Source organism: Sphingomonas sp. S2-65 (assembly GCF_021513175.1).
Taxonomy (GTDB): domain Bacteria; phylum Pseudomonadota; class Alphaproteobacteria; order Sphingomonadales; family Sphingomonadaceae; genus Sphingomonas.
Genome location: NZ_CP090953.1, coordinates 399177 through 421937, shown reverse-complemented (window position 1 = coordinate 421937; position 22761 = coordinate 399177). Strand labels below are relative to the sequence as shown.

27 protein-coding genes are annotated in these 22761 nt (G+C 63.4%); 14 read left to right on the top strand and 13 right to left on the bottom strand.

The features are described 5' to 3' along the window. Positions 1–12 precede the first annotated feature (12 nt). On the top strand, positions 13–297 hold the full coding sequence (locus LZ586_RS02175; protein WP_235078064.1) for a hypothetical protein: 285 nt from the start codon (positions 13–15) through the stop codon (positions 295–297). Positions 298–301: 4 nt separating this feature from the next. After that, positions 302–577 carry a hypothetical protein gene (locus LZ586_RS02170; RefSeq protein ID WP_235078063.1) on the top strand — a complete coding sequence of 92 codons (276 nt, stop codon included), beginning with the start codon at positions 302–304 and terminating at the stop codon, positions 575–577. Positions 578–731: 154 nt separating this feature from the next. On the opposite strand, the gene LZ586_RS02165 is transcribed toward LZ586_RS02170, so the two are convergent. The 4 genes from LZ586_RS02165 to LZ586_RS02150 are packed head-to-tail and all read right to left on the bottom strand — an operon-like array spanning position 732 to position 3477. After that, positions 732–1526: an SDR family NAD(P)-dependent oxidoreductase gene (locus LZ586_RS02165; protein WP_235078062.1), complete on the bottom strand. Its 795-nt coding sequence runs from the start codon at positions 1524–1526 to the stop codon at positions 732–734. A 13-nt stretch (positions 1527–1539) separates the two neighbouring features. Next, positions 1540–2721, bottom strand: coding sequence for a zinc-dependent alcohol dehydrogenase (locus LZ586_RS02160; RefSeq protein WP_235078061.1), 1182 nt, complete (start codon positions 2719–2721; stop codon positions 1540–1542). A gap of 35 nt (positions 2722–2756) precedes the next feature. Continuing rightward, positions 2757–3305, bottom strand: a complete 549-nt coding sequence (locus tag LZ586_RS02155; RefSeq protein ID WP_235078060.1) for an SRPBCC family protein — start codon at positions 3303–3305, stop codon at positions 2757–2759. A 10-nt stretch (positions 3306–3315) separates the two neighbouring features. After that, positions 3316–3477 (bottom strand): hypothetical protein, encoded by a 162-nt coding sequence (locus LZ586_RS02150; RefSeq protein ID WP_235078059.1) that lies wholly within the window; start codon positions 3475–3477, stop codon positions 3316–3318. 171 nt (positions 3478–3648) lie between these two features. On the opposite strand from LZ586_RS02150, the gene cysS reads away from it, so the two are divergent. Together cysS and LZ586_RS02140 are read left to right on the top strand one after the other, a co-directional pair. Beyond that, positions 3649–5094, top strand: a complete 1446-nt coding sequence (cysS, locus tag LZ586_RS02145; protein ID WP_235078058.1) for a cysteine--tRNA ligase — start codon at positions 3649–3651, stop codon at positions 5092–5094. Between the two features lie 279 nt (positions 5095–5373). Beyond that, positions 5374–6741 (top strand): class II 3-deoxy-7-phosphoheptulonate synthase, encoded by a 1368-nt coding sequence (locus tag LZ586_RS02140; protein WP_235079702.1) that lies wholly within the window; start codon positions 5374–5376, stop codon positions 6739–6741. Positions 6742–6816: 75 nt separating this feature from the next. On the opposite strand, the gene LZ586_RS02135 is transcribed toward LZ586_RS02140, so the two are convergent. Further along, positions 6817–7812, bottom strand: a complete 996-nt coding sequence (locus tag LZ586_RS02135; RefSeq protein ID WP_235078057.1) for a ferritin-like domain-containing protein — start codon at positions 7810–7812, stop codon at positions 6817–6819. An 11-nt stretch (positions 7813–7823) separates the two neighbouring features. Next, positions 7824–8792: a ferritin-like domain-containing protein gene (locus tag LZ586_RS02130; protein WP_235078056.1), complete on the bottom strand. Its 969-nt coding sequence runs from the start codon at positions 8790–8792 to the stop codon at positions 7824–7826. Between the two features lie 132 nt (positions 8793–8924). On the opposite strand from LZ586_RS02130, the gene LZ586_RS02125 reads away from it, so the two are divergent. Then, complete coding sequence (locus LZ586_RS02125) at positions 8925–9638, top strand: Crp/Fnr family transcriptional regulator (protein WP_235078055.1); 714 nt, start codon at positions 8925–8927, stop codon at positions 9636–9638. A gap of 225 nt (positions 9639–9863) precedes the next feature. Here the strand turns inward: LZ586_RS02125 and LZ586_RS02120 are convergent, their stop codons facing one another. Then, positions 9864–10295 (bottom strand): DUF488 family protein, encoded by a 432-nt coding sequence (locus LZ586_RS02120; RefSeq protein WP_235078054.1) that lies wholly within the window; start codon positions 10293–10295, stop codon positions 9864–9866. Between the two features lie 56 nt (positions 10296–10351). On the opposite strand from LZ586_RS02120, the gene trmFO reads away from it, so the two are divergent. Continuing rightward, complete coding sequence (gene trmFO, locus LZ586_RS02115) at positions 10352–11665, top strand: methylenetetrahydrofolate--tRNA-(uracil(54)-C(5))-methyltransferase (FADH(2)-oxidizing) TrmFO (RefSeq protein ID WP_235078053.1); 1314 nt, start codon at positions 10352–10354, stop codon at positions 11663–11665. Here trmFO and LZ586_RS02110 read toward each other — a convergent pair. Next, entirely contained in the window at positions 11662–12102 is a 441-nt protein-coding gene (locus tag LZ586_RS02110) for an EF-hand domain-containing protein (RefSeq protein ID WP_235078052.1), read from the bottom strand. The genes trmFO and LZ586_RS02110 overlap by 4 nt on opposite strands. 88 nt (positions 12103–12190) lie before the next feature. Then, positions 12191–12850 carry a hypothetical protein gene (locus tag LZ586_RS02105; protein WP_235078051.1) on the bottom strand — a complete coding sequence of 220 codons (660 nt, stop codon included), beginning with the start codon at positions 12848–12850 and terminating at the stop codon, positions 12191–12193. Positions 12851–13013: 163 nt separating this feature from the next. Here LZ586_RS02105 and LZ586_RS02100 point away from each other — a divergent pair, with 163 nt between their 5' ends. From LZ586_RS02100 to LZ586_RS02090, 3 genes are read left to right on the top strand one after another with little or no spacing between them, the layout of a single operon-like run. Then, on the top strand, positions 13014–14870 hold the full coding sequence (locus LZ586_RS02100; protein ID WP_235078050.1) for a TadE/TadG family type IV pilus assembly protein: 1857 nt from the start codon (positions 13014–13016) through the stop codon (positions 14868–14870). Positions 14871–14905: 35 nt separating this feature from the next. Continuing rightward, positions 14906–15448 carry a TadE family protein gene (locus tag LZ586_RS02095; protein WP_235078049.1) on the top strand — a complete coding sequence of 181 codons (543 nt, stop codon included), beginning with the start codon at positions 14906–14908 and terminating at the stop codon, positions 15446–15448. Positions 15449–15507: 59 nt separating this feature from the next. Continuing rightward, on the top strand, positions 15508–16110 hold the full coding sequence (locus LZ586_RS02090; protein ID WP_235078048.1) for a TadE/TadG family type IV pilus assembly protein: 603 nt from the start codon (positions 15508–15510) through the stop codon (positions 16108–16110). Positions 16111–16128: 18 nt separating this feature from the next. Here the strand turns inward: LZ586_RS02090 and LZ586_RS02085 are convergent, their stop codons facing one another. The 4 genes from LZ586_RS02085 to eno all read right to left on the bottom strand — a co-directional run bounded on the left by LZ586_RS02085 (position 16129) and on the right by eno (position 20622). Next, positions 16129–17541 (bottom strand): pyruvate dehydrogenase complex E1 component subunit beta, encoded by a 1413-nt coding sequence (locus LZ586_RS02085; protein ID WP_235078047.1) that lies wholly within the window; start codon positions 17539–17541, stop codon positions 16129–16131. Position 17542: 1 nt separating this feature from the next. Continuing rightward, positions 17543–18592 (bottom strand): pyruvate dehydrogenase (acetyl-transferring) E1 component subunit alpha, encoded by a 1050-nt coding sequence (pdhA, locus tag LZ586_RS02080; protein ID WP_235078046.1) that lies wholly within the window; start codon positions 18590–18592, stop codon positions 17543–17545. Between the two features lie 381 nt (positions 18593–18973). Continuing rightward, positions 18974–19291, bottom strand: coding sequence for an FtsB family cell division protein (locus LZ586_RS02075; RefSeq protein ID WP_235078045.1), 318 nt, complete (start codon positions 19289–19291; stop codon positions 18974–18976). Positions 19292–19344: 53 nt separating this feature from the next. Continuing rightward, positions 19345–20622 carry a phosphopyruvate hydratase gene (gene eno, locus LZ586_RS02070; RefSeq protein ID WP_235078044.1) on the bottom strand — a complete coding sequence of 426 codons (1278 nt, stop codon included), beginning with the start codon at positions 20620–20622 and terminating at the stop codon, positions 19345–19347. A gap of 115 nt (positions 20623–20737) precedes the next feature. Between eno and LZ586_RS02065 the strand changes: the two genes are divergently transcribed. The 5 genes from LZ586_RS02065 to LZ586_RS02045 all read left to right on the top strand — a co-directional run bounded on the left by LZ586_RS02065 (position 20738) and on the right by LZ586_RS02045 (position 22734). Continuing rightward, positions 20738–21349 carry a hypothetical protein gene (locus LZ586_RS02065; protein ID WP_235078043.1) on the top strand — a complete coding sequence of 204 codons (612 nt, stop codon included), beginning with the start codon at positions 20738–20740 and terminating at the stop codon, positions 21347–21349. A 13-nt stretch (positions 21350–21362) separates the two neighbouring features. After that, positions 21363–21704 carry a phage holin family protein gene (locus LZ586_RS02060; RefSeq protein WP_235078042.1) on the top strand — a complete coding sequence of 114 codons (342 nt, stop codon included), beginning with the start codon at positions 21363–21365 and terminating at the stop codon, positions 21702–21704. Next, on the top strand, positions 21701–22036 hold the full coding sequence (locus tag LZ586_RS02055; protein WP_235078041.1) for a DUF3618 domain-containing protein: 336 nt from the start codon (positions 21701–21703) through the stop codon (positions 22034–22036). Before LZ586_RS02060 ends, LZ586_RS02055 begins: the two co-directional genes overlap by 4 nt. Before the next feature lie 23 nt (positions 22037–22059). Next, positions 22060–22434: a hypothetical protein gene (locus tag LZ586_RS02050; protein WP_235078040.1), complete on the top strand. Its 375-nt coding sequence runs from the start codon at positions 22060–22062 to the stop codon at positions 22432–22434. Between the two features lie 72 nt (positions 22435–22506). Next, positions 22507–22734, top strand: a complete 228-nt coding sequence (locus LZ586_RS02045) for a DUF4170 domain-containing protein (protein ID WP_235078039.1) — start codon at positions 22507–22509, stop codon at positions 22732–22734. Positions 22735–22761 lie beyond the last annotated feature (27 nt).

The following is a 22761-nucleotide window of genomic DNA, read 5'->3' as shown; positions in this document are numbered from 1 at the left end:
GGGAGACCTTGCATGTACGATCTCGGCAATCGCCGGACCCACGACGGCTATCGCGCAGCGTATCGGCCGCAGCAGTTGAACCATTGTCCGGACTGCGCGCAATCGCACTGGCTGGTCGGGCGCCTCACTGCCGAATGCGCCTTTTGCGGAATCGCTCTGCCGCTGCTTGCCGGCAGTAGCTTTGGCAGCACGGTGGTGCGGCTGCGTACTGTCTCGGCGCTCGCACCCGTTCTTCGCAGGAACGGCTCAACGGCGCGGCGCGTTGCCAGTTTCGATACAGCCAACAGGAGCAGCTAGTTCGATGACCGACATCTCCGTCACCTCGCCGGTAGAGCGCATCGCGCGCGTGATCGCGGCGAGAGCGCTGAGCATAAACGGCGAAGGCCAGGACGCCAGCGCCGGGGGCGAAGTCGATGCGGTGTGGCCGCAAGAGGTGAACCGCGCCTTGGCAGTGCTGCGCACATTGCGCGAGCCCACGCCTGAGATGGTCGAGGCCGGCCGCGGAGTCGGCACCAACCCGGCCGAGATCTGGAACGCCATGGTGCGAGCGGCGATCGGCCAGGAAGAAACCGTCTAAGGCATTTGCCCGCCACTCAGCATATGCCAGGCAGCCGTCCCCCGACTGCCTGGCCCAGACGCGCCGTGTTCCCAAACCTTTCTTGATAGAAAAGCCGGATGGCACACCCCTCCCCCTCTCTCCCAGGGAGAGAGGGGTGGAGAGTTGCCACAGGTCAGAGCCCGCCTCGGCTTTCCTCGACATCGTCGGGTTTCGCCATGCCGGTGTGCATCTTCGCATTCAGCGTATCCGGCGTGATGTGGCTCATCGTCGCCTGCACCTTGTTCATGAAGCCCGACACGACGTGCGGCTTGCGCGAGGTCATCGCCGACCAGCCGTCCTGGGCCACCTTGGCGGCATCGGCCTTCTCCGATTCACCCACCGGCGTGTTTTCCATGTTGGCGCGGCGGAAGAACTCGGTCTCGGTCGGCCCCGGCATCAGCACGGTGACATTGACGTCGGTGTCCTTGATCTCCTCGCGGATCGCATAGGACAGGCTGTCGAGATACGCCTTGGTGCCGTTATACACCGCCTGCCACGCTCCCGGGATCAATCCGGCGATCGAGCCGGTGATCAGGACATTGCCTTCGTTGCGCGGCACCATCTGCTGCAGCACCTTCTGGAGCAGATATGTCGTGCCGGTGACGTTGGTGTCGATTACGCGGCGCCATTCGGCGGGATCCTGTTCCAGGAAGCCCTGCCCCAGCCCCCGTCCGGCATTGGCGACCAGGACGTCGATCGGCCGTCCGCCACATGCCGCGAGCAGACGATCGTTACCCTCGAAAGTGGACAGATCGGCTTCGACCGTCTGCACGTCGACGCCGAAGCCGTTCAGTTCGCCCGCCGCGGCGTCGATCTGCGGCTCGTCCGCGACGATGATCAGGTCGTAACCTTCGCCGGCCGCGATCTTTGCGATCTCCTTGCCGATGCCCGTCGAGGCACCGGTGATCACTGCAAGCTTGTTCGCCATTTCGCTTATCTCCTCAGGCCGCCATGCCAGGCTTCAGCACCACCTTGGTGCAGGTGTTCTGTTCGTTCTTGAACATCTTGTACCCGTCGGGCGCCTGTTCGAGCGGCAGACGGTGCGAGATGAGGAAGGTCGTATCCAGTTCCTTGTTGCCGATCATCTCGAGCAACTTGGGCAGATATTTCTGCACATGAGTCTGGCCGGTCTTCATGGTCAGGCCCTTCTCCATGAAGGCGCCGAACGGGAATTTATCGAGGAACCCGCCATAGACGCCAGGCACGGACACGCGGCCGCCCTTGCGGCAGGCGAGGATCGCCTGGCGGAGCGCGTGCGGGCGATCGGTGCCCAGGAAGGTCGATGCCTTGATCTGGTCGACGATGTTGTCGACGAAAAAGCCGTGCGCCTCCAGGCCGACCGAGTCGATCACGGCGTCGGGACCGATAGAACCGGTCATTTCCATCAGCGCGTGATAGGTGTCGGTCTCCTCGAAGTTGATCGTCTCGGCGCCGAATTTGGCGGCAAGCTCCAGCCGGTGCGGAAAGTGGTCGATCGCGATCACACGGTGTGCGCCCATCTTGAACGCCGACTGGACCGCGAACAGGCCAACCGGACCGCAGCCCCAGACCGCCACGGTATCGCCGGGCTCGATCTGTGCGTTCTCCGCCGCCATCCAGCCAGTGGGCAGAATGTCGGAGAGGAACAGCACGTCGTCGTCCGGCATGCCGTCCGGTATGACGATCGGCCCTACGTCCGAGAACGGCACGCGGACATATTCCGCCTGGCCGCCGGGATAGCCGCCGGTCAGGTGAGTGTAGCCGAACAGGCCGGACATCGGCTCGCCGTAGAGTTGCTGCCCCAAATCCTGGTTGTCGGCCGGGTTGCCATTGTCGCAGGCCGAGAATTGCTGCTTGGAGCAGTGGAAGCAGCTGCCGCACGAGATGGTGAACGGTACCACCACGCGCTGACCCTTTTTCAGCGTCGATTTCGCCCCGACATCCACCACTTCGCCCATGAACTCATGGCCGAGGATGTCACCCTTCTGCAGCGTTGGGATATAGGCGTCGTAGAGATGGAGATCCGACCCGCATATCGCCGTCGAGGTGATCTTGATGATCGCGTCGCGCGGGTTCAGGATTTCGGGATCGGGAACGGTCTCCATCCGCACGTCGTGCTTGCCGTGCCAGGTGAGTGCGCGCATCGATTAGGTCTCCGCTAAAGGGAATGTGGGGGTGCTCAGGACTTCGGCTCGCGGTTGGGCGGCGTGGTCGTCGCGATCTCGCCCGTTTCCATCAGCTGCTTGAAGCGGCGCAGGTCGCGGTTGGAGGAGATCTGTGGCTCCTTCTGAGTCAGCGTCGCGATCAGCTTGCCGATCATTCCCATCGGCGGCTGATATGCCAACACTGCACGGACGTAGGTGCCGTGTCCCGGCGGCCCGTCAAGGAATTCGATCCGGCCGCTGTTCTGGACGTCGCCATCCTCCGATTGCCAGGCGATCGCCTCACCGGGCCGGTCTTCGGTGACCACCGCGGTCCACTGATATTCGCCATTGGGTCCGCGCACCGTCCAGTGCGAGCGGGTCTGATCGAGCACTTCGATCGAGACGATGTTCTCCATGAACGTCGCCAGGTTCGCGAAGTCGCGCCAAAAGGCATAAAGCTCCTCGCGCGGCCGCATGATCGAAACCGTGCGGCCCCAAACCGTGCTTTCGCCATTCTGGGCTTCGCTCTTCTGAAGATCCTTGTCCTTGGACACATAGGAGGGTGCGTCACGCACGTCGCTCATCGCCGGCTCCTCAATTCTGTTCGTGGCGTTCGGGATAATCGTCGGGTTTGGCCTTCCCCTGGTTCTTCACGGCCTGGCGCTCATTGCCTTGCAGCGCTGGATCGCTGTCGGCATCCAGGTCGGCGCCGCGGCTGCCGACCCCGCCTTCGGATAGATCCTTGTGTTCGGACATGCTCCGCCTCCTCGAGAACGGCCCGTGCCGCTCGATTGCTTGTTGCTGCATTTCGTTTGTTGCGCCTTCGCCAGACGCTTGCCCGATTAACCCTCGGCAACTTCAGGCGTTCCATGGCGCGGTGCGGAGGACGGGATGACGTGAGGCACGTCAGCGGCTAAAGGCGCCGCCATGCAAGGCGCCGCACTCACGCTCTACAATTCGCTCACCCGCAGCATGGAGCCGTTCGCTCCGCTGGATCCGGAAAAAGGCGCCCGCGTCTATTCCTGCGGACCGACGGTCTACAACTACGCACATCTGGGCAACCTGCGCGCCTATGTCTTCACCGACACGCTCGGCCGCACGCTAAGCTGGAAGGGCTATCCGCTCACCCACGTCATCAACATTACCGATGTCGGGCATCTGACGTCCGACGCCGATGCCGGTGATGACAAGATGGAAGCGGCGGCGCGTGCCCAGGCCAAGAGCATCTGGGACATCGCCGCGCATTATACCGAGGCCTTCAAGCGCAATCTGAAGGACCTCAACGTCCGCGAACCCTCGCGCTGGTCGGTCGCGACCGATCACATCGCGGAGATGATCGCCTTCGCCGAGAAGATCGCGCCCGAGCATTGCTACGAGCTCGAAACCGGGCTGTATTTCGACACCAGCACCGTGCCGGACTATGGCCGCCTGGCCGGCAATCAGGACGATGTTCGCGAAGGGCGCATCGATCCCGTCGCGGGCAAACGCCACCCGCAGGACTTCGCGATATGGCGCAAGTCGCCGCCAGGCGAGCAGCGCCTGATGGAATGGAATTCGCCCTGGGGCGTGGGTGCGCCGGGCTGGCACCTCGAATGTTCGGTGATGAGCCTGAAATATCTCGGGGCGCCGTTCGACATCCACACCGGCGGCATCGACCACCGCGAGATCCACCATCCGAATGAAATCGCGCAGAACCAAGCCTATTGCGGGTGCGGCGACAGCGGGTCGCATTTCTGGATGCACAACAATTTCCTGGTCGACCGGCAGGGCAAGATGTCGAAGTCCAAAGGCGGCTTCACGACGCTCCAGTCGCTGATCGACGCAGGCGTGCATCCCCTCGCCTACCGACTGATGTGCCTGCAGGCGCATTACCGCAGCGAATTGGAGTTCAGCGCGGAGAATTTGGCGGCGGCACTCACGCGGCTGAAGCGCTTGGCGATTACCGTGTCGGCGCTGCGCGACAAGGCGGCAGATGCAAACGCGGGCCCCGCCCCGCAACCGGTCGCGGCACTTCTCGACGAGTTCGACGCGGCGATCTCGGACGACCTGAACACCGCACGGGCGCTGGTGGCGCTTGACGCGGTGCTCGCGTTGAAGCGAGTCGATCCCGCCGCACAACTCGCCGCGGCGCTGCGCATGGACGACGTGCTGGGATTGAGGCTCGAAACCCTGTCCCGCCAGGAGCTTCGCCTTCGGCCAGCTTCGGCGGGGATCACGGCGGAAGCGATCGAGGCGCAGCTCGCGCAGCGCAAGCAGGCACGGGCTGAGAAGGATTTCACCAGGTCGGACGCTCTTCGTGACGCCTTGGCGGAAGCTGGCGTGGAGGTGATGGACGGCGATCCGCTTGGCTGGGATTGGCGGATAGCCTTGTAGAATTACCCGCATAGGGAAAATGTCTTGCGCCCACTTACCCTTCGCGGGTAAGTGTCGTTCATGACGACGCTCGCTGGTACTAAGATCCGCCGCTTCCGCGAAGAACGCTCGCTTTCACGTGCCGCCTTTGGCGCCTGGTTCGACACGCCCGGATCGACCGTGCAAGGCTGGGAGGAGGACGGAAAGCGCGCCTCTGCCGCCGTTCTCAATCAGATCGCGGCGAACGGCATCGCCCATCACCAGGATTGGTATGTGCCCATCCGCAATCTGGAGCATGCCATGGGCTGGACCCCCGACAGCTGGCGCCAGGCTGAAGCGCGCCAGCTTCCGATTTACCCCGACCCCGCCGCACTCGACGCCGCGACGCGTCAGCTCGAGACCGCGCCCCCGCTGGTGTTCGCCGGAGAGGCGCGCCAGCTGACGCAGGACCTGGCCAAGGTGGCCCGTGGTGAGGCCTTCTTGCTGCAGGGCGGCGATTGCGCCGAAAGCTTTGCCGAGTTCCACCCCAACAATATCCGCGACACCTTTCGCGTGCTGCTGCAGATGGCGGTGGTCCTCACTTATGCCTCCAAGCTGCCGACGGTGAAGCTGGGCCGCATGGCCGGCCAGTTCGCCAAGCCCCGCTCGGCGAACGACGAGACGATCGACGGGGTTACCCTGCCCTCGTACCGCGGCGACAATGTCAACGACATCGCCTTCACTCCCGAAGCGCGAAATCCCGATCCGCAGCGGATGGTACAGGGCTATGCCCAGTCGGCTGCGACGCTCAACCTGCTGCGCGCCTTCGCGCAGGGCGGCTATGCCAACCTGCACCAGGTTCATAGATGGACGCTCGACTTCCTCGGCCAGAGCCCCTGGGCCCAGCGGTACAAGGATGTCGCCGACCGGATCGGCGAAGCGCTCGACTTCATGGCTGCGTGCGGGATCGACGCGGACAGCGTGCCGCAGCTGAAGGCGACGCAATTCTACACAAGTCACGAGGCGCTGCTGCTTCCCTACGAGCAGGCGCTGACCCGGCAGGACAGCCTGACCGGCGACTGGTACGACACGTCGGCGCATTTCCTGTGGATCGGCGACCGGACGCGGTTCGAGGGTTCGGCGCATGTCGAGTTCCTGCGCGGCATCGGCAATCCGATCGGGATGAAGTGCGGCCCGAGCCTGGAGCCCGACGCGCTGCTGCGGCTGCTCGACGTCCTCAATCCTGCGCGGGTGCCGGGACGGATGACGCTGATCACCCGCTATGGCCATGACAAGATCGAAGATGGCCTGCCCAAACTCGTACGCGCGGTGAAGCGCGAAGGGCATTCGGTGGTGTGGAGCTGCGACCCGATGCACGGCAACGTCGTCAAGGCGGCGAATGGCTACAAGACGCGGCCGTTCGAGCGTATCCTGGCGGAGGTACGCGGCTTCTTCGCCGTGCACCGCGCAGAAGGTACCTTTGCCGGCGGCATTCACGCCGAGATGACTGGGCAGAATGTCACCGAATGCACCGGCGGTGCGGTGGAGATAACCGAACAGGGCCTGGCCGACCGCTACCACACGCATTGCGATCCGCGGCTCAACGCCGGGCAGAGCCTGGAACTCGCCTTTTTACTCGCCGAGATGCTCAACGCCGAGATGGCCGAACGCCGCAAGGCAGTCGCCTGACAACGATCAGCCCCGCGCGCGGAGGGAGCGCGCGGGGCTGACGGCGCACGGCTTGCACGCGCCTAAGGAAGTTCTTCAGGCGTTCGCCGCGCTCAGGCTCAACGTGCCGTTGACGCCATTCGGGAAGAACCCGCCCTTGTTGGTAGCGGTCGGCGTCAAATAGACGATGTTGAGCACCTGTCCCGCGCTGCGCCCGAAAGCCAAAGCATTGGCGTCGGTCGGGACGATGTTCGCCACTCCATTGATCGGGCGAATACCCTGGTCGAGATCGGTGTTGCCGTCCAGGCTGTCGCGCGCGTTCGATATCGCCTCAGTCGAGTCGATGAGCGATGGCGTGGCCACGCCTCTTCGGAACAAGGCGGTGCGGACCATGGCCGCATGGTACCCTTCCGTCGCCATGATACCGGCCGCAGCTTCGAGGTACAGCTTGCTTTCGAGGAGCGCTGCTGAGCCTCTATACGCGGTGACACCGACATCCTCGAACAGGAAGGCCGCAAGGAGGAAGTTGTTCTCGCTGGCATAGGGGTCGAACGTGCCTGTCGCTCCGACCAATCCAGCCGCGCGCGCGGCAGTGGTGAAGGGCCCTTCCGGACGTAAGTCGAGTGCCGGCTGCGCCACCGCTACCGATCCCAACTGACCGCGCAAGAAGGTCACATGTGCGACTTCATCGGCGGCGATCTCGCGGGCGAAGGCGCGGATCATCGGATCGGTGAACGTCACCTGCTTGGCTCCCGTCGCCGCACCTGCAGCGCCGGTACCCGACAAGAGGTTCGCCGGTAGATAGGCGCCATTGACCGCGAAGGCATAGAACTGCGCCTCGAGATATTCGAGGTTCAAGGCGAAGTTCAGGATGTTCTGGTCCGATGTCACGGCGGATGGCGTGGGCGTCGGGCTGGGGCTCGGAGTCGGCGTAACCATGTCGCCATCATCGTCATCGTCGTCGCAGCCGGCGAGCAGGGACGCGCCCGCCACGGCGGCGCTGACGCCTCCGGCCATTTTCATGAATTGCCGACGGTGGGCACGGCGCTCTTCACAAGCGGCGAGTATGTCGTTGATCTGGGTGTTCTGCATGTCAGCCTCCCTCAGCTCGCAGCGCTTACGCGGATGTTGCCGTTCACCCCGTTAGGGAAGAAGCCGCCGCGATCGGTGGACGTTCTGGTCAGATAGGCGATGTTGAGCACCTGCCCGGTCGTCCGGCTAAACGTGATGCCGTTTGCGTCCGTCGGCGCGATGTTGCTGGTCAGCGTGTCGCCCGATCCGGTGGGCTTCACCCCCTGGTCCAAATCCCCCGGACCATCCAAAGCGTCACGCGCATTGGAGATGGCTTCGCTCTTGTCGAACGTAGCCGGGGTGGCCATCCCCTTCATGTGGATGGAGGTGCGAAGCATCGCCGAGTGATAGGCTTCCACCGCGAGGATTCCCGCAGAAGCGTCGATGAAGGTCTTGTTGGTCAGAAGCGGCGCCGCACCCTTGTACGCGGTGACCCCGACATCTTCCAAAAGGAACGCGGCCAGCAGGAAATTCTCTTCGTTGGCATAAGGATCGAACGATTCACCGGGTCCGATCAGCCCGGCCGATCGTGCGGCGGTCGAAAAGGCGCTGGTGGGACTGACACTCAGATCGATGGCGGGTTGGGCGATCGCCGAAGTGCCGAGTTGGCCGCGAACGAAGGCAACATGCGCACGCTCGTTCAGCGTGATCTCGCGCGCAAGTTGCGCGACGACGGAGTCAGTGAAGGTCACTTGCTTCCCGCCGGTCGCAGCGCCGGGAACGCCGGTGCCACCCTGCAGGTTCGCAGGCAGCGTTTCTCCCAGAACGGCGATGCTGTAGAAGTTGGCTTCGAGATATTCCAAGTTGAGCGCGAAGTTGAGCACGTCGACGTCAGTCGGCACGGCGGTCTGCGCCTCGGCCGTTCGGTTGCCGCCGATCAGCGACAGACCACCACCCAGCGCCGTGGCTAGACCGAACGCACGAAAGAAGTCGCGTCGGCCCGGCGCCGGCCCATGGGTAGGGCTTTCCTTGAACTCCACTGCATCGGGATCTCTAATCATCACTATCCTCCCTGGACGTCGGCATGGGAACCGTCGGCGAAGACTATACGTTCCGGGCAGTTAGGCTCGGTACGCTACCGTACACGCGCTGAACAAAGGGCCACCGGAATGGGTCTTGGCGCTGGAGATGAAATGCAGGTCGGGGCCGATCCGCCGTCCGCGATCTGTTCTTCATCCAACACCCTCATCACCGCTCTGCCACCGCCCGTTCGTGCGGAGTTGCTCGCATCCTGCCGGGGCATGCCCATGCAAAGCGGCAAGGCCGTAAGCGAAGGCGAGGCGCAGCTTGTTTTCTTCCCGGAGACCACCATCCTCAGCCTGGTGGACTCCCGCGGAATGGAACTCGGCCTGGTCGGCCGCGAGGGCATGACCGGCTGGTCGATCCTGCTCGGCAGCATGACGCACGGCATACGCTGCATGGCAGAGTTGAACGGGACCTCCCTTGCCCTCCCCCTGGCCGAACTGACGCGATTGTGCCGGGCATCGCCGCCGATCCGCGCCATGGTCCTGCAGTTCGTCGAAGTCGCCGCAGCGCAGATGATAGGGGCCATCAGCGCAGCGACGCATCACGGCCTCACCGCACGTCTCGCGCGACGACTGCTGATGATGCACGACCGCGGATCAGGCGACAGTTATCACATCACCCATTCCCGGCTTGCCGAGGCCTTGGCAGTGCGGCGTGCAAGTGTGACCGACCGCCTGCACCTGCTGGAAGGCGAACGGGTGCTCCGATGCACCCGCAACCGCGTCACGATACTCGATCGAACCGCACTGCTAGCCGTGGCCGGCGGAGCCTATGGCGAGACCGAGCAGCCCCATCTTGGGATAATGAACTCGGTGGGCTGAAAGTCTCAAGCCAGCGGGGAAGATACCACTCGAAGCAGGACTTTGGTGCGCGCCGCATCCCCGGAGCGAGGATTATCGGGCTAACGACCGGACATGTTTAATCAGCGAAGTGAAACATGCGCGCAATGAACCGCATCTAAGTGCAGATGGTCGGCGGTCGACTTCCCCTTTGCCCGCCTACACCTCCCTGAACTACGGGGCAGTCTCGCGGGGCTGCCCCCTTTTTCACGTGAACAGGTCTACGACCTCGGCGCCCTCTCCCTCCGCCTGAAGCAGCAAAGTGCGGTGGCAATGCCCCGGCTCGCGTTCGAAGCACAGCAGCGCACTAGGCTTCTCGCCCGCCAGCATCCGCATCCGCGCCGCCTCTGCCTGCGCCTCCGGCAGCCCCAGCTGAGTGTCGTACACTGCGCGCAACGTGGCGACGTCACCACGCTTGGCAGCGTCGCGCCCCGGCTTCGGCGTGCCAAGATGCTTCAAGTGGACATACTCGATGCCGGCCTCCTTCAAGGTTGCAGCGAGCACGTTCTTCGAAAAGCCCGGCCGCCGGGAGAGCGGCAAGGCACGGACGTCGATCACCCGCTCCACGCCGGCACGCTGAAGCGCAGCGATGAAGTCCGCCATGGTAGTCGCCTCATAGCCGATCGTGAATATCTTCATGGCCGTTCCTCTCGCATCGCTGGTATCGTCGCGCCGCCCCCGCTATCTGCCCTGCCGTGACACACGACATCCACATCATCGGCGGCGGCCTTGCCGGCTCAGAGGCTGCATGGCAGCTCGCTCAGGCAGGCTACAAGGTTCGCCTCTCCGAAATGCGCGGTTCGGGCAGCATGACGCCTGCCCATCAAAGCGACCGCTTGGCCGAACTGGTCTGCTCGAATAGCTTCCGGTCGGACGATGCCGAACGGAACGCCGTCGGCCTGCTCCATCAGGAAATGCGCGACCTGGGCTCACTGATCCTGAGCGAAGGCGACCGGCACAAGGTTCCCGCAGGGTCCGCGCTGGCCGTGGACCGAGACGGCTTCGCCGATGGCGTGACTGCCCGGCTGGAAGCGCACGCCAACATCACCGTCGTACGCGAGCGCGTGGACCAGCTCCCAAGCGAGGGTCTGACGATCGTTGCCACCGGGCCGCTCACCGCGCCTGGCCTGGCGGACAGCATCGGCGCCGCGACCGGCAAGGACAGCCTGGCCTTTTTCGACGCGATCGCGCCGATCGTGCACCGCGAGTCGATCAATATGGAAGTCGCCTGGTTCCAGTCGCGCTGGAACAAGGGCTCCGGCAAGGATTACATCAACTGCCCCATGACCAAGGAGCAATATCTCGTCTTCCACCAGGCGCTGCTCGATGGCGATAAGACCGAGTTCCGCGAATGGGAGAACGTGCCTTATTTCGAAGGCTGCATGCCCGTCGAGGTGATGGCCGAACGCGGCGTCGACACGTTGCGCTTCGGCCCGATGAAGGGAGTAGGCCTTGACCAGCCGAGCACCGGCCGCTGGCCCTACGCCGTGGTGCAGCTGCGCCAGGACAACGCATTGGGCACGCTCTGGAACATGGTCGGCTTTCAGACCAAGCTTAAATATGCGGCCCAGGTCGAGCTTTTCCGCACCATACCGGGCCTTGAAAATGCGGAATTCGCGCGACTGGGCGGCCTTCATCGCAATACCTTCATCAAGTCCCCAGAGCTGCTTGATGGGACGCTGCGGCTGAAATCCCGGCCGAACATCCGCTTCGCCGGTCAGATTACCGGCTGCGAAGGCTATGTGGAGAGTTCCGCGATCGGCCTTCTCGCAGGGCGCTTTGCTGTGGCGGAACTCGGCGGCGCGGCGCTGCCGACACCGCCCCGCGAAACGGCGCTGGGCGCGCTCCTGGCGCACATCACCGGGGAGGCCGAGGTCGAGACGTATCAGCCCATGAACGTCAATTTCGGCCTGTTCCCGCCGATCGAGGGTCGCACCAAAAAGGCGGACCGCAAGCTCCTGTACACCGGGCGCGCCCGCGCCGCGTTCCGGGAGTGGCTGCCCGCCTAGTCCTCGCTGGTCTCGGCCGGCTTGCAGGCACAGGCGGGTTTCTTGGCTTTGCGCTTCGGCGCGGTGGTCACGAACTCCGCTCGCGTGAGCGCGCCAGACTTGTCGTTGTCTGCGCCGGCGAACTTTGTGGAAGTCTTGACCACCCACTCCTCGAATGTCAGCCGTCCGTCGCTGTTGGTGTCGAGCTTGGCGAAAGCCTTGCGACGTGACACGAGATATTCCTCGCGCGTCACGCTATCGTCGCGATCCTTGTCGTAGCGGTCGAACCGCTTCTGCTCGCGTGTTTTCGCCGTAGCGCTGGGTGCCTCGTCAGGCAGCGCGTCCTCTCCCTCACCGCCGTCGGATCCAACAACCGCCGCGGGCGCAGCCGGCAGGCTCGGCGCAGACGAGGCGGGCGCACGAAAGAAAAAGATACCGGCGACGCCAAGCAACAGCACCGCAGCTACGCCCAAGAAATAGCGCCACATCGTCGTGCCTCCCGTTCGGGTTCCTACAGGCTATCTATTTCTTCCCGCTTTGCAACTATCATCGCCCCGAAAGCCGATGCCACAACAAGCGGGAAACGCGCTGCACTGGTCCAAATTTATCTTCCAGTCGCATCTGTGCCAGATGGGTCATCGCCCCAAGTGCCCGGCCGTTGCTACTCCACTTGCGCGCTAAGGCTTGAGCTAGGAACGGCCGAGCCATTTCGCGGGCAGTTTCCACCGCTTGGGGTTCGGTCAGATGGGCGGACAGATCGGCTAATGCCCACCCCTGCCCTGCCTCTAACAACGGGTCATCTTTTGCCGCGCCCATCACTGCTCCAGCTGCCAGGAACAGGCGAGCTCGTCCTGCGCCGAACCGCTCCATCGCGGCCTGGTCAAGCTGCTCCTCCTCGACCAGCACTTCCCAGCCGTGAACGACTGGCACCAACGACTCGCCCGACACACCCCGGCCGACCACGCTGCGCTCCAACCACTGAAGCGTCGGCTCGGCTGGCGCCGCTGCCCGATCGAGTTTCTCGAGGGATTCACGCCACCATGCCAGCCGCAGCTGCCCCAATGCTGGCTCCCTGGTGGTCCGCAGCAGCACCGCCAATGCATCGTCGAGCGCCATCAACGCGCCCAGTCCCTCGCGACCGGCATCCGGCGCATAGCTGAGGATCAGGCGCCGCTCTACGGGGATCTCAGGGACAGGTACCTGCATAAACCTCCTAGCGCGCTAACGCGGAATTAACGCCGTTACGCAAATAGTTTCCTACGAATTTTGCTTACCCAGAGCCGTTGCATCTGGGCCGAAGGAACGCTCCATGTACAAGTTGCGCCCCTTAGCACCTGGGGTATACCGATCATCTCAGGCTTGCCGCGCTATGCTGCGGAAGCTCAAGCGCGACCGGCGTGGCTCGGCGATTGCTATGATGACCGTTGGCTTGATCCCGGCGATTGCTGCCCTGGGTGGCGCGATTGATGCCGGCCGCATGTACATCGTGAAGTCTCAGTTGCAAGCGGGCGTGGATGCTGCAGCCTTGGCGGGCGCTCGCTCCTTCGCCGTCACCGACGGGTCACCGAGCTCCCGGACTCAGCAGGTCGCGGCTTATTTCGACGGGAATTTCTCGCAAAGCCCGGCCTATATGGGCACAACCAACATCACCGTCTCGCCCCGTTTCGAGGTCTTGAACGGCATCAATGTGACGACCGTGGTGGCGAGAGCGACGGTTCGCATGACGTTCATGCGCATCTTCGGATTTTCTAGCAAGGAACTGGTGGCAACCGCAAAGGCGGAACTCCAGCCGCGTCCGCTCGAAGTGATGATGGTGCTCGACAACACCGGCTCGATGAAAGACGCGCTCAGTGGCGGCAAGACCCGTATCATGGCCCTCAAGGAAGCAGCCAAAAGCTTCATTGACATCGTGCATCAGGGAGCCGCGACGCGGCGCGACCTCGCGGTGGGGATCATCCCGTACGACGTCACCGTGAATGTGGGTCATCTGCTCCAGGCGAAAAGAGCGAGTGCCATTCAAAGTATCGACGGTTTCACGTCGGGACGCGCTGCGGGATGGGGCGCCTGGCCCACAAATCGCTATGCGTGGAAAGGATGCGTCATGGCGGACTCGACCGTCAAGGACGTAAGCGCCGACCGGCTGGTGTCCGAAGCCAACGCTTGGGACCTCACGCGGGCGCTGCCCGGGTATGAAGCTCCGGCCGTTGAGCCTTTCTTCGTTCCACCGATGTACGTACCAGACATCGCAAGAGGCTCGACAAACGACACGGTGGCAAATCGCGCCAACCGCACAAGCGCCTTCTACAATAACGCACAGGTCGAACCCGGCAACAATTTGTATCGGCTAAACTCCAGCACCGAGGGTGACTCCGGAGCAGACTACCTCGCCAATACGCCTCTCTATCGCTCGTTCTTATACGATTACTACATTGGGCTAAACAACGGTTCCGGAACCGCCAGCGACGACGTCATTCGGGCAACGGACGGCAGCTACTACAATCCGACTAGTGGAACCCGCACGACCAACAACTGGAAGGTCGAGTGGCGCAGCTTCCCGCCGTCAAACCGTGACGGGTGGCGTGCGCCGGAGACCGCCACGGTCAACAAGGACGGTGGTATCACAGGCCATAACAACGGGAACAACTACAAGACCCTGATGCCAAGCCCGAATTGGCAATGCCCGGAAGAAGCGCTGCCGGTCGCCTATGGACGGCAGAAGAGTGAGTACAACTCCTACATCGATAACAAGAACGGCGCGATTTATCCGGCGAACGGCACGATCCATCACAGCGGCCTGCTGTGGGGTTATCGTCTGCTCGTCCGAAGCGACGTCTTTAGTCGGACCAACCCGACGAACGAACAGCCTAGGCGAGCGCTCGTGTTCATGACCGACGGCTTGAACGAGATTGGTGAGACCCAGAACGGATATACGGATCGAACTTTCTCCTGGTACGGTCGCTGGTCTGATGGGCGCATCTCAGCCAACCCGGCAAATGGCGAGCAGCAGATGCTCCGGCGCTTTTCCAAGGTGTGTGCGAACATGCAGCGGGAGACCAATCCGCCCGAGGTCTACATAATTGCGCTGGTGGCCAATTCGAATGAAGTGAACACGGCATTCAACAATTGTGCGCCAAACCGCGTATACCGCACGAGTAACACGGATGAGTTGAAGCGGGCTTTCCAGACAGTTGCGTCAGAACTCGTAGATTTGCACCTGATACAATGAAATCGATAAGACACTTTCGCGGCGACGACCGTGGCGTGACCGCGGTCGAATTCGCGATGCTTGCCCCCGTCATGCTCATGCTGATCTGCGGGTCGTTGGAAGTCGGGCACATGATCTTTGCGCGCGTAGCGCTTGAAGGGGCCGTTACCGAAGCCGCCCGCGTAGCGACGGCGAGCCTCGAAGCCTCGGAAAGCAATCGGTTCAATTCGCTGCGGGAGAGCATCAGCCGAACCATGGCGATCTTCCCCACTGAACCGGGTCGAACGATCCAGATCGAGACCCGAGTCTTCCATGACTTCAGCACCGCGTACCCCGAGCCATACACCGACGCCAACAGGAACAAGGCCTACGATATCGGTGAGGCTTACGAGGATCGGAACCGGAACGGACATTGGGATCCCGCGATCCCTATCACCGGCACATTGGGCGGCCCGGGCGACGTCATTAGCGTGACCGCGGTTTTCCCCAAACGCGTGCTCTTCGGGTTTCTGGGGCGAGACCTGGGTTTGGGCCTGGGGATGGACCTAAAGGCAACCACGGTCGTCCGCAACGAAGCGGTTGTTCGGAAGGCTATATAATGTTGCGACCTTACCGCACTCGATTGCAGGCGGCGGCGGCAGATCGAAGCGCCGTCGCCATGCTTGAATTTGGGCTGATGTTACCGCTGTTTCTTGGCTTCGTGCTGACAGGCATCGAAGTCGGAAACTATGTGCTGGCAAATAATCGCACACAGCGCCTCGCGGCGATGACTGCCGATCTAGTCGCACAAAGCGGCGTTGGCGCCATCAGTGCGACAGAGGGCGAGATCTATGACCTTTTCAGCGCTATCGATCTGACCGCACAGCCTTTCGATCTGCGCAATCATGGACGAGTTGTAATCAGCAGTGTTCGCGGCACCGATCTTGACGGCAATGGAGCAGTAGAGACACGTTTCGTCTGGCAACGCTTTGACGGCGGCTATGTCGCCGCGCAGCCGGTGATCGGCTGCATGAAGACGACACCGCTGGCTACGCTGCCGCGAACGCGCATGCTGCCGCTCAACGAGCTGATGTTCCACGTCCAAGTGACGTACGACTATCAGCCAGTCTTCAGCAAAGTGCCGTTCAGATGGGTCAATCTGGACACGGCATTTACTCGTACGGCGATGTTCCGGGCTCGCAGCACACAGCTTGACACGCCTACGCCAGACCCCGCCAGATTTCCTCCCAAGTCGAATTGCGTGACGGCGAACGGCCTGTAGCCGTTCACCGTCACCTACTTACGCCTTGTACGTCACCTTCTTCACCGCCGTCACCACGCGGGCGGCGTCGACCAAGGCGAGCTTCTCGAGGTTCGCCGCATAAGGCAGCGGGACGTCTTCGTTGGTGACGCGCAGCACGGGGGCGTCGAGGTCGTCGAAGCCCTGCTCCATCGCCACCGCGACGATCTCGGAGGAGATCGAGCAGGTCGGCCAGCCCTCTTCGACCACCACCATGCGGTTGGTCTTCTTCAGGCTCTCGAGCACCGTCGCGGTGTCGAGCGGGCGTAGCGTGCGCAAGTCGATCACTTCGGCATCGATCCCCTCGCCTGCCAGCGTCTCGGCGGCTTCGAGCGCGACGCCGACGCCGATCGAGTAGGAAACGATGGTAACGTCCTTGCCCGAGCGGACGATGCGGGCCTTGCCGATCGGCAGAACATAATCGTCGAGCTTGGGCACGTCGAAGTGGCGACCGTACATCAGCTCGTTTTCGAGGAACACGACCGGATCTTCCGAACGGATCGCCGCCTTGAGCAGACCCTTGGCGTCGGCCGCATCATAAGGCGCGATCACGATCAGACCGGGGACGCTGGCATACCAGGGGCCGTAATTCTGCGAGTGCTGCGCACCGACGCGCGACGCCGCGCCGTTGGGACCGCGGAACACGATCGGGCAGCGCATCTGGCCGCCGGACATGTAGTTGGTCTTGGCAGCCGAGTTCACGATGTGATCGATCGCCTGCATGGCGAAGTTGAACGTCATGAACTCGACGATCGGCTTCAGTCCGCCCATCGCCGCGCCCGTGCCGATGCCGGCAAAGCCATATTCGGTGATCGGCGTGTCGATGACGCGCTTGCCACCGAACTCCTCGAGCAGGCCCTGCGTGACCTTGTAGGCGCCCTGATACTCGGCGACTTCCTCGCCCATCACGAAGATGCGCGGGTCGGCGCGCATTTCCTCGGCCATCGCGTCGCGCAGCGCTTCGCGGACGGTCGTCTTGACCATCTCGGTGCCCTGCGGAATCGACGGATCGGCGGCGACCTGGGTCTTTTCGACCGCCGCGGTCAGCTGCGCGGTGCCGGTTTCCTGCGGCCTGTTTTCCGAAGTGGGCTCGGTCTTCTGGTCGGCCGGGGTCTCCTGCGGCGCGGCAGCAGCGGCAGGTGCCGGAGCCGAGGCCGCCGAAGCATCCTCGCCCTCGCCCGCGATCAATGCGATGACCGTGCCGACCTTTACGTTATCGGTACCCTCGGCGACGGTGATCTTGGCGATCGTGCCTTCGTCGACGGCTTCGAATTCCATCGTCGCCTTGTCGGTCTCGATCTCGGCCAGGATGTCGCCAGACTTCACGACGTCGCCTTCCTTGACCAGCCACTTGGCGAGCGTGCCCTCTTCCATGGTCGGCGAAAGCGCCGGCATTTTGAGTTCGATCGCCATCTCAGTAGGTCTCCACCAGCACGTCGGTATACAGTTCAGCAGGATCGGGCTCGGGAGTCTGTTCGGCATAGTCGGCCGACTCGTTGACCACCTTGCGGATCTCCTGCTCGATCGGCTTCAGCTCTTCTTCGCGAACGCCGAGCGCCTCGAGTTCGCGCTTCACGGCCTCGATCGGATCGGACTTGTCGCGAACCGACTGGACTTCCTCACGCGACCGGTACTTGGCCGGATCGGACATCGAGTGGCCGCGATAACGATAGGTCTTCATCTCGAGGATGATCGGCCCCTTGCCCGCGCGGACCCAGGCCAGCGCCTCTTCGGCGGCAGCACGGCACGCCAGCACGTCCATGCCGTCGACCTGGATGCCCGGAATGCGGAAGCTTTCGCCGCGCTTGTAGAGCTGATCCTCGGCCGACGAGCGGTTGACGCTGGTGCCCATGGCGTATTGGTTGTTCTCGATCACGTAGATGATCGGGAGCTTCCACAGCTCGGCCATGTTGAACGATTCGTAGACCTGGCCCTGGTTGGATGCGCCATCGCCGAAATAGGCCATCGCGACGCCGCCATCCTCGTTATACTTGTGCGCGAACGCCAGCCCGGTGCCGAGCGACACCTGCGCGCCGACGATGCCGTGACCGCCGTAGAACTTCTTCTCGGTCGAGAACATGTGCATCGAGCCACCCTTGCCCTTCGAGATGCCGGACTGGCGCCCCGTGAGCTCGGCCATGATGACCTTAGGGTCGATGCCATAAGCGAGCATGTGGCCATGGTCGCGATAGCCGGTGATCACCGAGTCCTTCTCGCCGTCCAGCGCGGACTGCAGGCCGACCGCAACAGCCTCCTGGCCGATATAGAGATGGCAGAAGCCGCCGATGAAGCCGAGGCCGTAGAGCTGGCCGGCCTTCTCTTCGAAGCGGCGGATCAGCAGCATCTGCTTGTAGAAGGCGAGCAGCTCTTCCTTGGACGCCTGGTATCGCTCCGGCTGATTGGGTCGTTCGCGATTCGGGATCGCGGGTTCGGTCGTTGCTATGCGTGCCGGTGCTTTGGCCACGGTCAGGAAATCCTCATGCCCGGGGGGAAAAATAGGTGCCGGGCCTATAAGCGCGTTCCTGGCCTGGACGCAACGTCAACGCGTGCAAGGAGGCCAGAGCTCGGTTGCAAGCGCACGAGAACGCTTCCGATTCTGGCGGAGCAGTCCCGCTGCGACAGGCAGGGCCGACGCGCTGCACAGGGACAAGGACCGGCAATATGAGAGGTGAAGTTGAGAAAGTTGCGGTCTGAACGCGTGAAGTTGAGACCGCATTCCAGCCGGTGCGCAGAGCGCATCCCAGCGTCCGGCAGGCATGGTGAAAAGGCGTGAGGATTGCGCACGACCTCGTCGCTACAACGCGAAATCCTACTTTACCAGATCGACCCGAAATGCGGCCGAGTGCTACTTGTTCAGTGGGATGATCACTTCGTCGGGACGCGTCACGTTAAGCTGGCGGCGGACCAGCTCGTCGACCATGTCCGGGTCTGCGCCGCGCTTAGGATCGAGCAGCTCGACTCGGTTCTTGAGCTCGGCACGCTTCTTGTCGAGCGCGGCGTACTCGACCTTTTTCTGCGCCAGTTCGGTCTGCAGCGCCTTCGCCGCGACGAACCCGGTCGGACCGAGCGCCGCGTTGTAGACGAAGAAGGAGATGGCGATGAGCGCCGCAGCGGGGAGACCCGCGCGGCGCAGCAACGTCATGACTGGTGAAGTACGCCCCATGGCATTGATTCTCGCTTAACCAGCACCGTTAATCAAGGCGGACTTGTACGTATTTAGCGGCGAAGGATCGAACGGCCGGCGTACACCGCCGCGTCGCCCAGCTCTTCCTCGATGCGGATCAGCTGGTTGTACTTGGCGAGCCGGTCCGAGCGCGCGAGCGAGCCGGTCTTGATCTGCCCGCAATTGGTGGCGACCGCCAGATCGGCGATCGTTGCGTCCTCGGTCTCCCCGGAGCGGTGCGACATGACCGCGGTGTAGGACGACCGCTGAGCCAGGCTGACCGCCGCCAGCGTCTCGGTCAGGGTGCCGATCTGATTGACCTTCACCAGCAACGAGTTGGCCAGCCCCTTGTCGATACCCATTGCCAGGCGCTCGGGATTGGTGACGAACAGGTCGTCGCCAACCAGCTGGACCTTGTCGCCGATCAGGTCGGTGATCGCCTTCCAGCCTTCGAAATCGTCTTCGCCCATGCCGTCCTCGATCGAGAAGATCGGGTATTGGCGGGCGAGGTCTGCCAGATACTCGGCCATGGCTACCGGCGAGAGCGACTTGCCCTCGCCCGAAATCTCGTACTTGCCGTCGCGGAAGAACTCGGTCGCCGCACAGTCGAGCGCGAGCATGACGTCCTCGCCCGGGGTGTAGCCCGCTGCCTGGATCGACTCCATGATGAAGTCGAGCGCTTCGGCGTTGGTCGCGATGTTCGGGGCGAAGCCGCCCTCGTCGCCCACGCCGGTCGCCAGGCCCTTTTCGTGGAGCTTCTTCTTGAGCGTGTGGAAGATCTCCGAGCCGCAGCGCACCGCCTCGACGATGTTCTCCGCGCCGACCGGGACGATCATGAATTCCTGGAAGTCGATCGGATTGTCGGCATGCTCGCCGCCATTGATGATGTTCATCATCGGCACCGGCAGCACGTGCGCGGAAACGCCGCCGATGTAGCGATAGAGCGGCAGGCCGCGCGCTTCGGCCGCAGCCTTGGCAGTGGCGAGGCTGACGCCGAGGATCGCGTTGGCGCCGAGCCGGCCCTTGTTGTGCGTACCGTCCAGTTCGATCATCGCGCGATCGACATCGGCCTGATCTTCAGCCTCCAGCCCGAGCACTTCCTCGGCAATCTCGTCGTTGACGGCTTCCACTGCCTGCTCGACACCCTTGCCCAGCCAGCGCGATTTGTCGCCGTCACGCTTCTCCACTGCCTCATGCGCGCCCGTCGACGCGCCCGACGGCACGGCGGCGCGACCGAAGCTGCCATCCTCCAGCAGGACATCGACCTCCACCGTGGGATTTCCCCGGCTGTCGAGGATCTGGCGGGCATGGATGTCGATGATTGCGGTCACGTAACGGTCTCCTTATCAGCGTGGAGGCTGGTTGCGGCGAGCCTCTAGCCGTTCGTCATGGAACTCGCAAACGTGGCCGTGGTTGTTCGGCGGAGCACATAGAAAGGGCTTCGGCATGGCTGATGAGAACAATACCACCCAGTCCGGCGGCGGCACCGCGGGCGCAGTGAACTTCAACGCAGACCCCAAGCTGGAGACAGATACCGGCACAACGGGAGCAGCGGAAATCGACTTCGATCCGGCCGACGACGTCGCCGGCGCGGACGAAGAGACCGGCACCACCGGCGCGAGCACGGTGGAAACCGCCAAGCAGCAGATCAAGGACGGCGCCGGCAAGCTGGGCACGCAGGCAGCCGAGCAGGCGCGCGCCTTTGCCGGTCAGGGCAAGGACCGCGCCACCACCGCACTCGACGATGTCGCCCGCATGTTCCAGAACGCGGCAGACGATGTCGATGCGAAGATCGGCGCCGAATATGGCAAATATGCCCGCTCGGCAGCCGACACGATCACCGGCTTTGCCGACTCGCTGCGGGACAAGGAAGTGGACGAGCTGTTCGACCAGGCGGGCGAACTGGTGCGCAAGAGCCCGGCGATCGCGGTCGGCACGGCGGCGGCAGTGGGCTTTGTGCTCGCACGGCTGATCAAGTCGGGCGTAGACGCTGCATCGGACCTGACCGACGCAGCCCCGACGGCTGCACCCGCCGCCGATCAGACCTCAGAGGGTTGAAGAGGCGTTCGGGGTGCTTGAACCGCAACCACAGGAAGAGAGCGTCGGCGCGCTGATCGGTCGGCTGGTCGAGGACGGCAAGAGCTATGCGCGTGCCGAAGTCGGCTATTACCGGATCCTCGCGACGGCGAAGTTGCGGGAAGCGGGCATCGGGCTGGGCTTCGGCGTGGTGGCGTTGGTGCTCGCCTGTTCGGCGATCACTGCGTTGCTCGTCGGGCTGATCCTGACTCTCGCCACGCTGATTGGCCCGGGTCTGGCCACGCTCGCAGTCGTGCTCGTCACGCTGGCGATCGCGGGCCTACTCGGCTGGTTCGCCTACAAGCACCTCCTCCGCGTCGCTGGAGGGGCTTCATGAGCAACAGTCCCGAACTGATTGCGGCGCAGGCGCAAGTCGATGCCGCACGAACCCGGCTGTTCGGCACGGTGGGCGAGATCAAGCAGAGGCTGGAGCCACGCAACATCGCCGAAGACGCGATGGACCGCGTGACGACCGGCCTGACCTCCGCCGCGCAGCGCGGAGCCGATGCGGCCCGCGAGCGGCCCTATGCGGCGGCAGGTGTTGCGGCCGGCATCGGGCTGTTCCTGATGCGCGGCTGGATCTTCAAACGCCTTCGCCGACGCAGCAAACGCCATGCAACCCCGGCGGATGCCGGCGGTTTGAACCACGACGATACACAGGCGGCATGATGCCGTCAGGAAAGGACAGGACGATGAGCAACGGCACGACCACGCAGGGCGGCACCGGCACCGGCACCGCCACAAACCAAGCGACCAGCACGCGCGACAAGGCGCAGCAGGCTATCGGCGATCTCGGCGACAACCCCGTCGCGCTGCTCGCCGGTGGCGTGGCCCTGGGCGTTCTGGTCGGCGTTCTGCTGCCGCGCATCGCCAAGGAGCGCGAATTGCTCGATCCGCTCGGCCGCACGCTGGCCCAGCGCGCGACTGCGGCGGCGCAGGCCGCCAAGGAAGCGGGACGTCAGGAGATCGACGCGCTGATCCCCGACAAGGATGCTACCAAGGAGCGCGTTTCGGCGTTTTTCGGCTCGATCACCGACGCCGCCAAGGGCGCTGCGCAGCAGGCCTGAAGCATTTGGGGTTGAGCGGTCGCGGCTTTCCTCGGTAAGGGCAGCCACGAACCGCTCTCCCCAGGAGGCCCCATGAGCAAACTGCACCTCGTCTTCGGTGGTCGCGTGACCGATCCGCAGACACTTGATTTCACCGATCCGTCGAAGCTCGACGTCGTCGGGATCTTCGCCGATTATGCCGCTGCCGAAAAGGCGTGGCGCGCGGCGGCGCATCGCACCGTCGATGATGCCGAGATGAAATATGTCGTCGTCCACCTGCATCGGCTGCTCGAGCCGGATCTGGACAAGACGGCCGCCTGAACTCCGTAGCCCCGGCCGTGCGCCGGG

What these genes read in the sequence shown, in the direction of transcription:
- LZ586_RS02125 (WP_235078055.1), top strand. Translation starts at nt 8,925, where the DNA reads ATGCAGGTCGGGGCCGATCCGCCGTCCGCGATCTGTTCTTCATCCAAC.
- LZ586_RS02140 (WP_235079702.1), top strand. Translation starts at nt 5,374, where the DNA reads ATGGGCTGGACCCCCGACAGCTGGCGCCAGGCTGAAGCGCGCCAGCTT.
- LZ586_RS02105 (WP_235078051.1), bottom strand. Translation starts at nt 12,850, where the DNA reads ATGCAGGTACCTGTCCCTGAGATCCCCGTAGAGCGGCGCCTGATCCTC.
- LZ586_RS02055 (WP_235078041.1), top strand. Translation starts at nt 21,701, where the DNA reads ATGAGCAACAGTCCCGAACTGATTGCGGCGCAGGCGCAAGTCGATGCC.
- LZ586_RS02085 (WP_235078047.1), bottom strand. Translation starts at nt 17,541, where the DNA reads ATGGCGATCGAACTCAAAATGCCGGCGCTTTCGCCGACCATGGAAGAG.
- LZ586_RS02130 (WP_235078056.1), bottom strand. Translation starts at nt 8,792, where the DNA reads ATGATTAGAGATCCCGATGCAGTGGAGTTCAAGGAAAGCCCTACCCAT.
- LZ586_RS02160 (WP_235078061.1), bottom strand. Translation starts at nt 2,721, where the DNA reads ATGCGCGCACTCACCTGGCACGGCAAGCACGACGTGCGGATGGAGACC.
- LZ586_RS02170 (WP_235078063.1), top strand. Translation starts at nt 302, where the DNA reads ATGACCGACATCTCCGTCACCTCGCCGGTAGAGCGCATCGCGCGCGTG.
- LZ586_RS02135 (WP_235078057.1), bottom strand. Translation starts at nt 7,812, where the DNA reads ATGCAGAACACCCAGATCAACGACATACTCGCCGCTTGTGAAGAGCGC.
- cysS (WP_235078058.1), top strand. Translation starts at nt 3,649, where the DNA reads ATGCAAGGCGCCGCACTCACGCTCTACAATTCGCTCACCCGCAGCATG.
- LZ586_RS02050 (WP_235078040.1), top strand. Translation starts at nt 22,060, where the DNA reads ATGAGCAACGGCACGACCACGCAGGGCGGCACCGGCACCGGCACCGCC.
- LZ586_RS02155 (WP_235078060.1), bottom strand. Translation starts at nt 3,305, where the DNA reads ATGAGCGACGTGCGTGACGCACCCTCCTATGTGTCCAAGGACAAGGAT.
- LZ586_RS02065 (WP_235078043.1), top strand. Translation starts at nt 20,738, where the DNA reads ATGGCTGATGAGAACAATACCACCCAGTCCGGCGGCGGCACCGCGGGC.
- LZ586_RS02165 (WP_235078062.1), bottom strand. Translation starts at nt 1,526, where the DNA reads ATGGCGAACAAGCTTGCAGTGATCACCGGTGCCTCGACGGGCATCGGC.
- LZ586_RS02100 (WP_235078050.1), top strand. Translation starts at nt 13,014, where the DNA reads ATGCTGCGGAAGCTCAAGCGCGACCGGCGTGGCTCGGCGATTGCTATG.
- LZ586_RS02150 (WP_235078059.1), bottom strand. Translation starts at nt 3,477, where the DNA reads ATGTCCGAACACAAGGATCTATCCGAAGGCGGGGTCGGCAGCCGCGGC.
- LZ586_RS02175 (WP_235078064.1), top strand. Translation starts at nt 13, where the DNA reads ATGTACGATCTCGGCAATCGCCGGACCCACGACGGCTATCGCGCAGCG.
- LZ586_RS02090 (WP_235078048.1), top strand. Translation starts at nt 15,508, where the DNA reads ATGCTTGAATTTGGGCTGATGTTACCGCTGTTTCTTGGCTTCGTGCTG.
- LZ586_RS02045 (WP_235078039.1), top strand. Translation starts at nt 22,507, where the DNA reads ATGAGCAAACTGCACCTCGTCTTCGGTGGTCGCGTGACCGATCCGCAG.
- LZ586_RS02120 (WP_235078054.1), bottom strand. Translation starts at nt 10,295, where the DNA reads ATGAAGATATTCACGATCGGCTATGAGGCGACTACCATGGCGGACTTC.
- LZ586_RS02075 (WP_235078045.1), bottom strand. Translation starts at nt 19,291, where the DNA reads ATGGGGCGTACTTCACCAGTCATGACGTTGCTGCGCCGCGCGGGTCTC.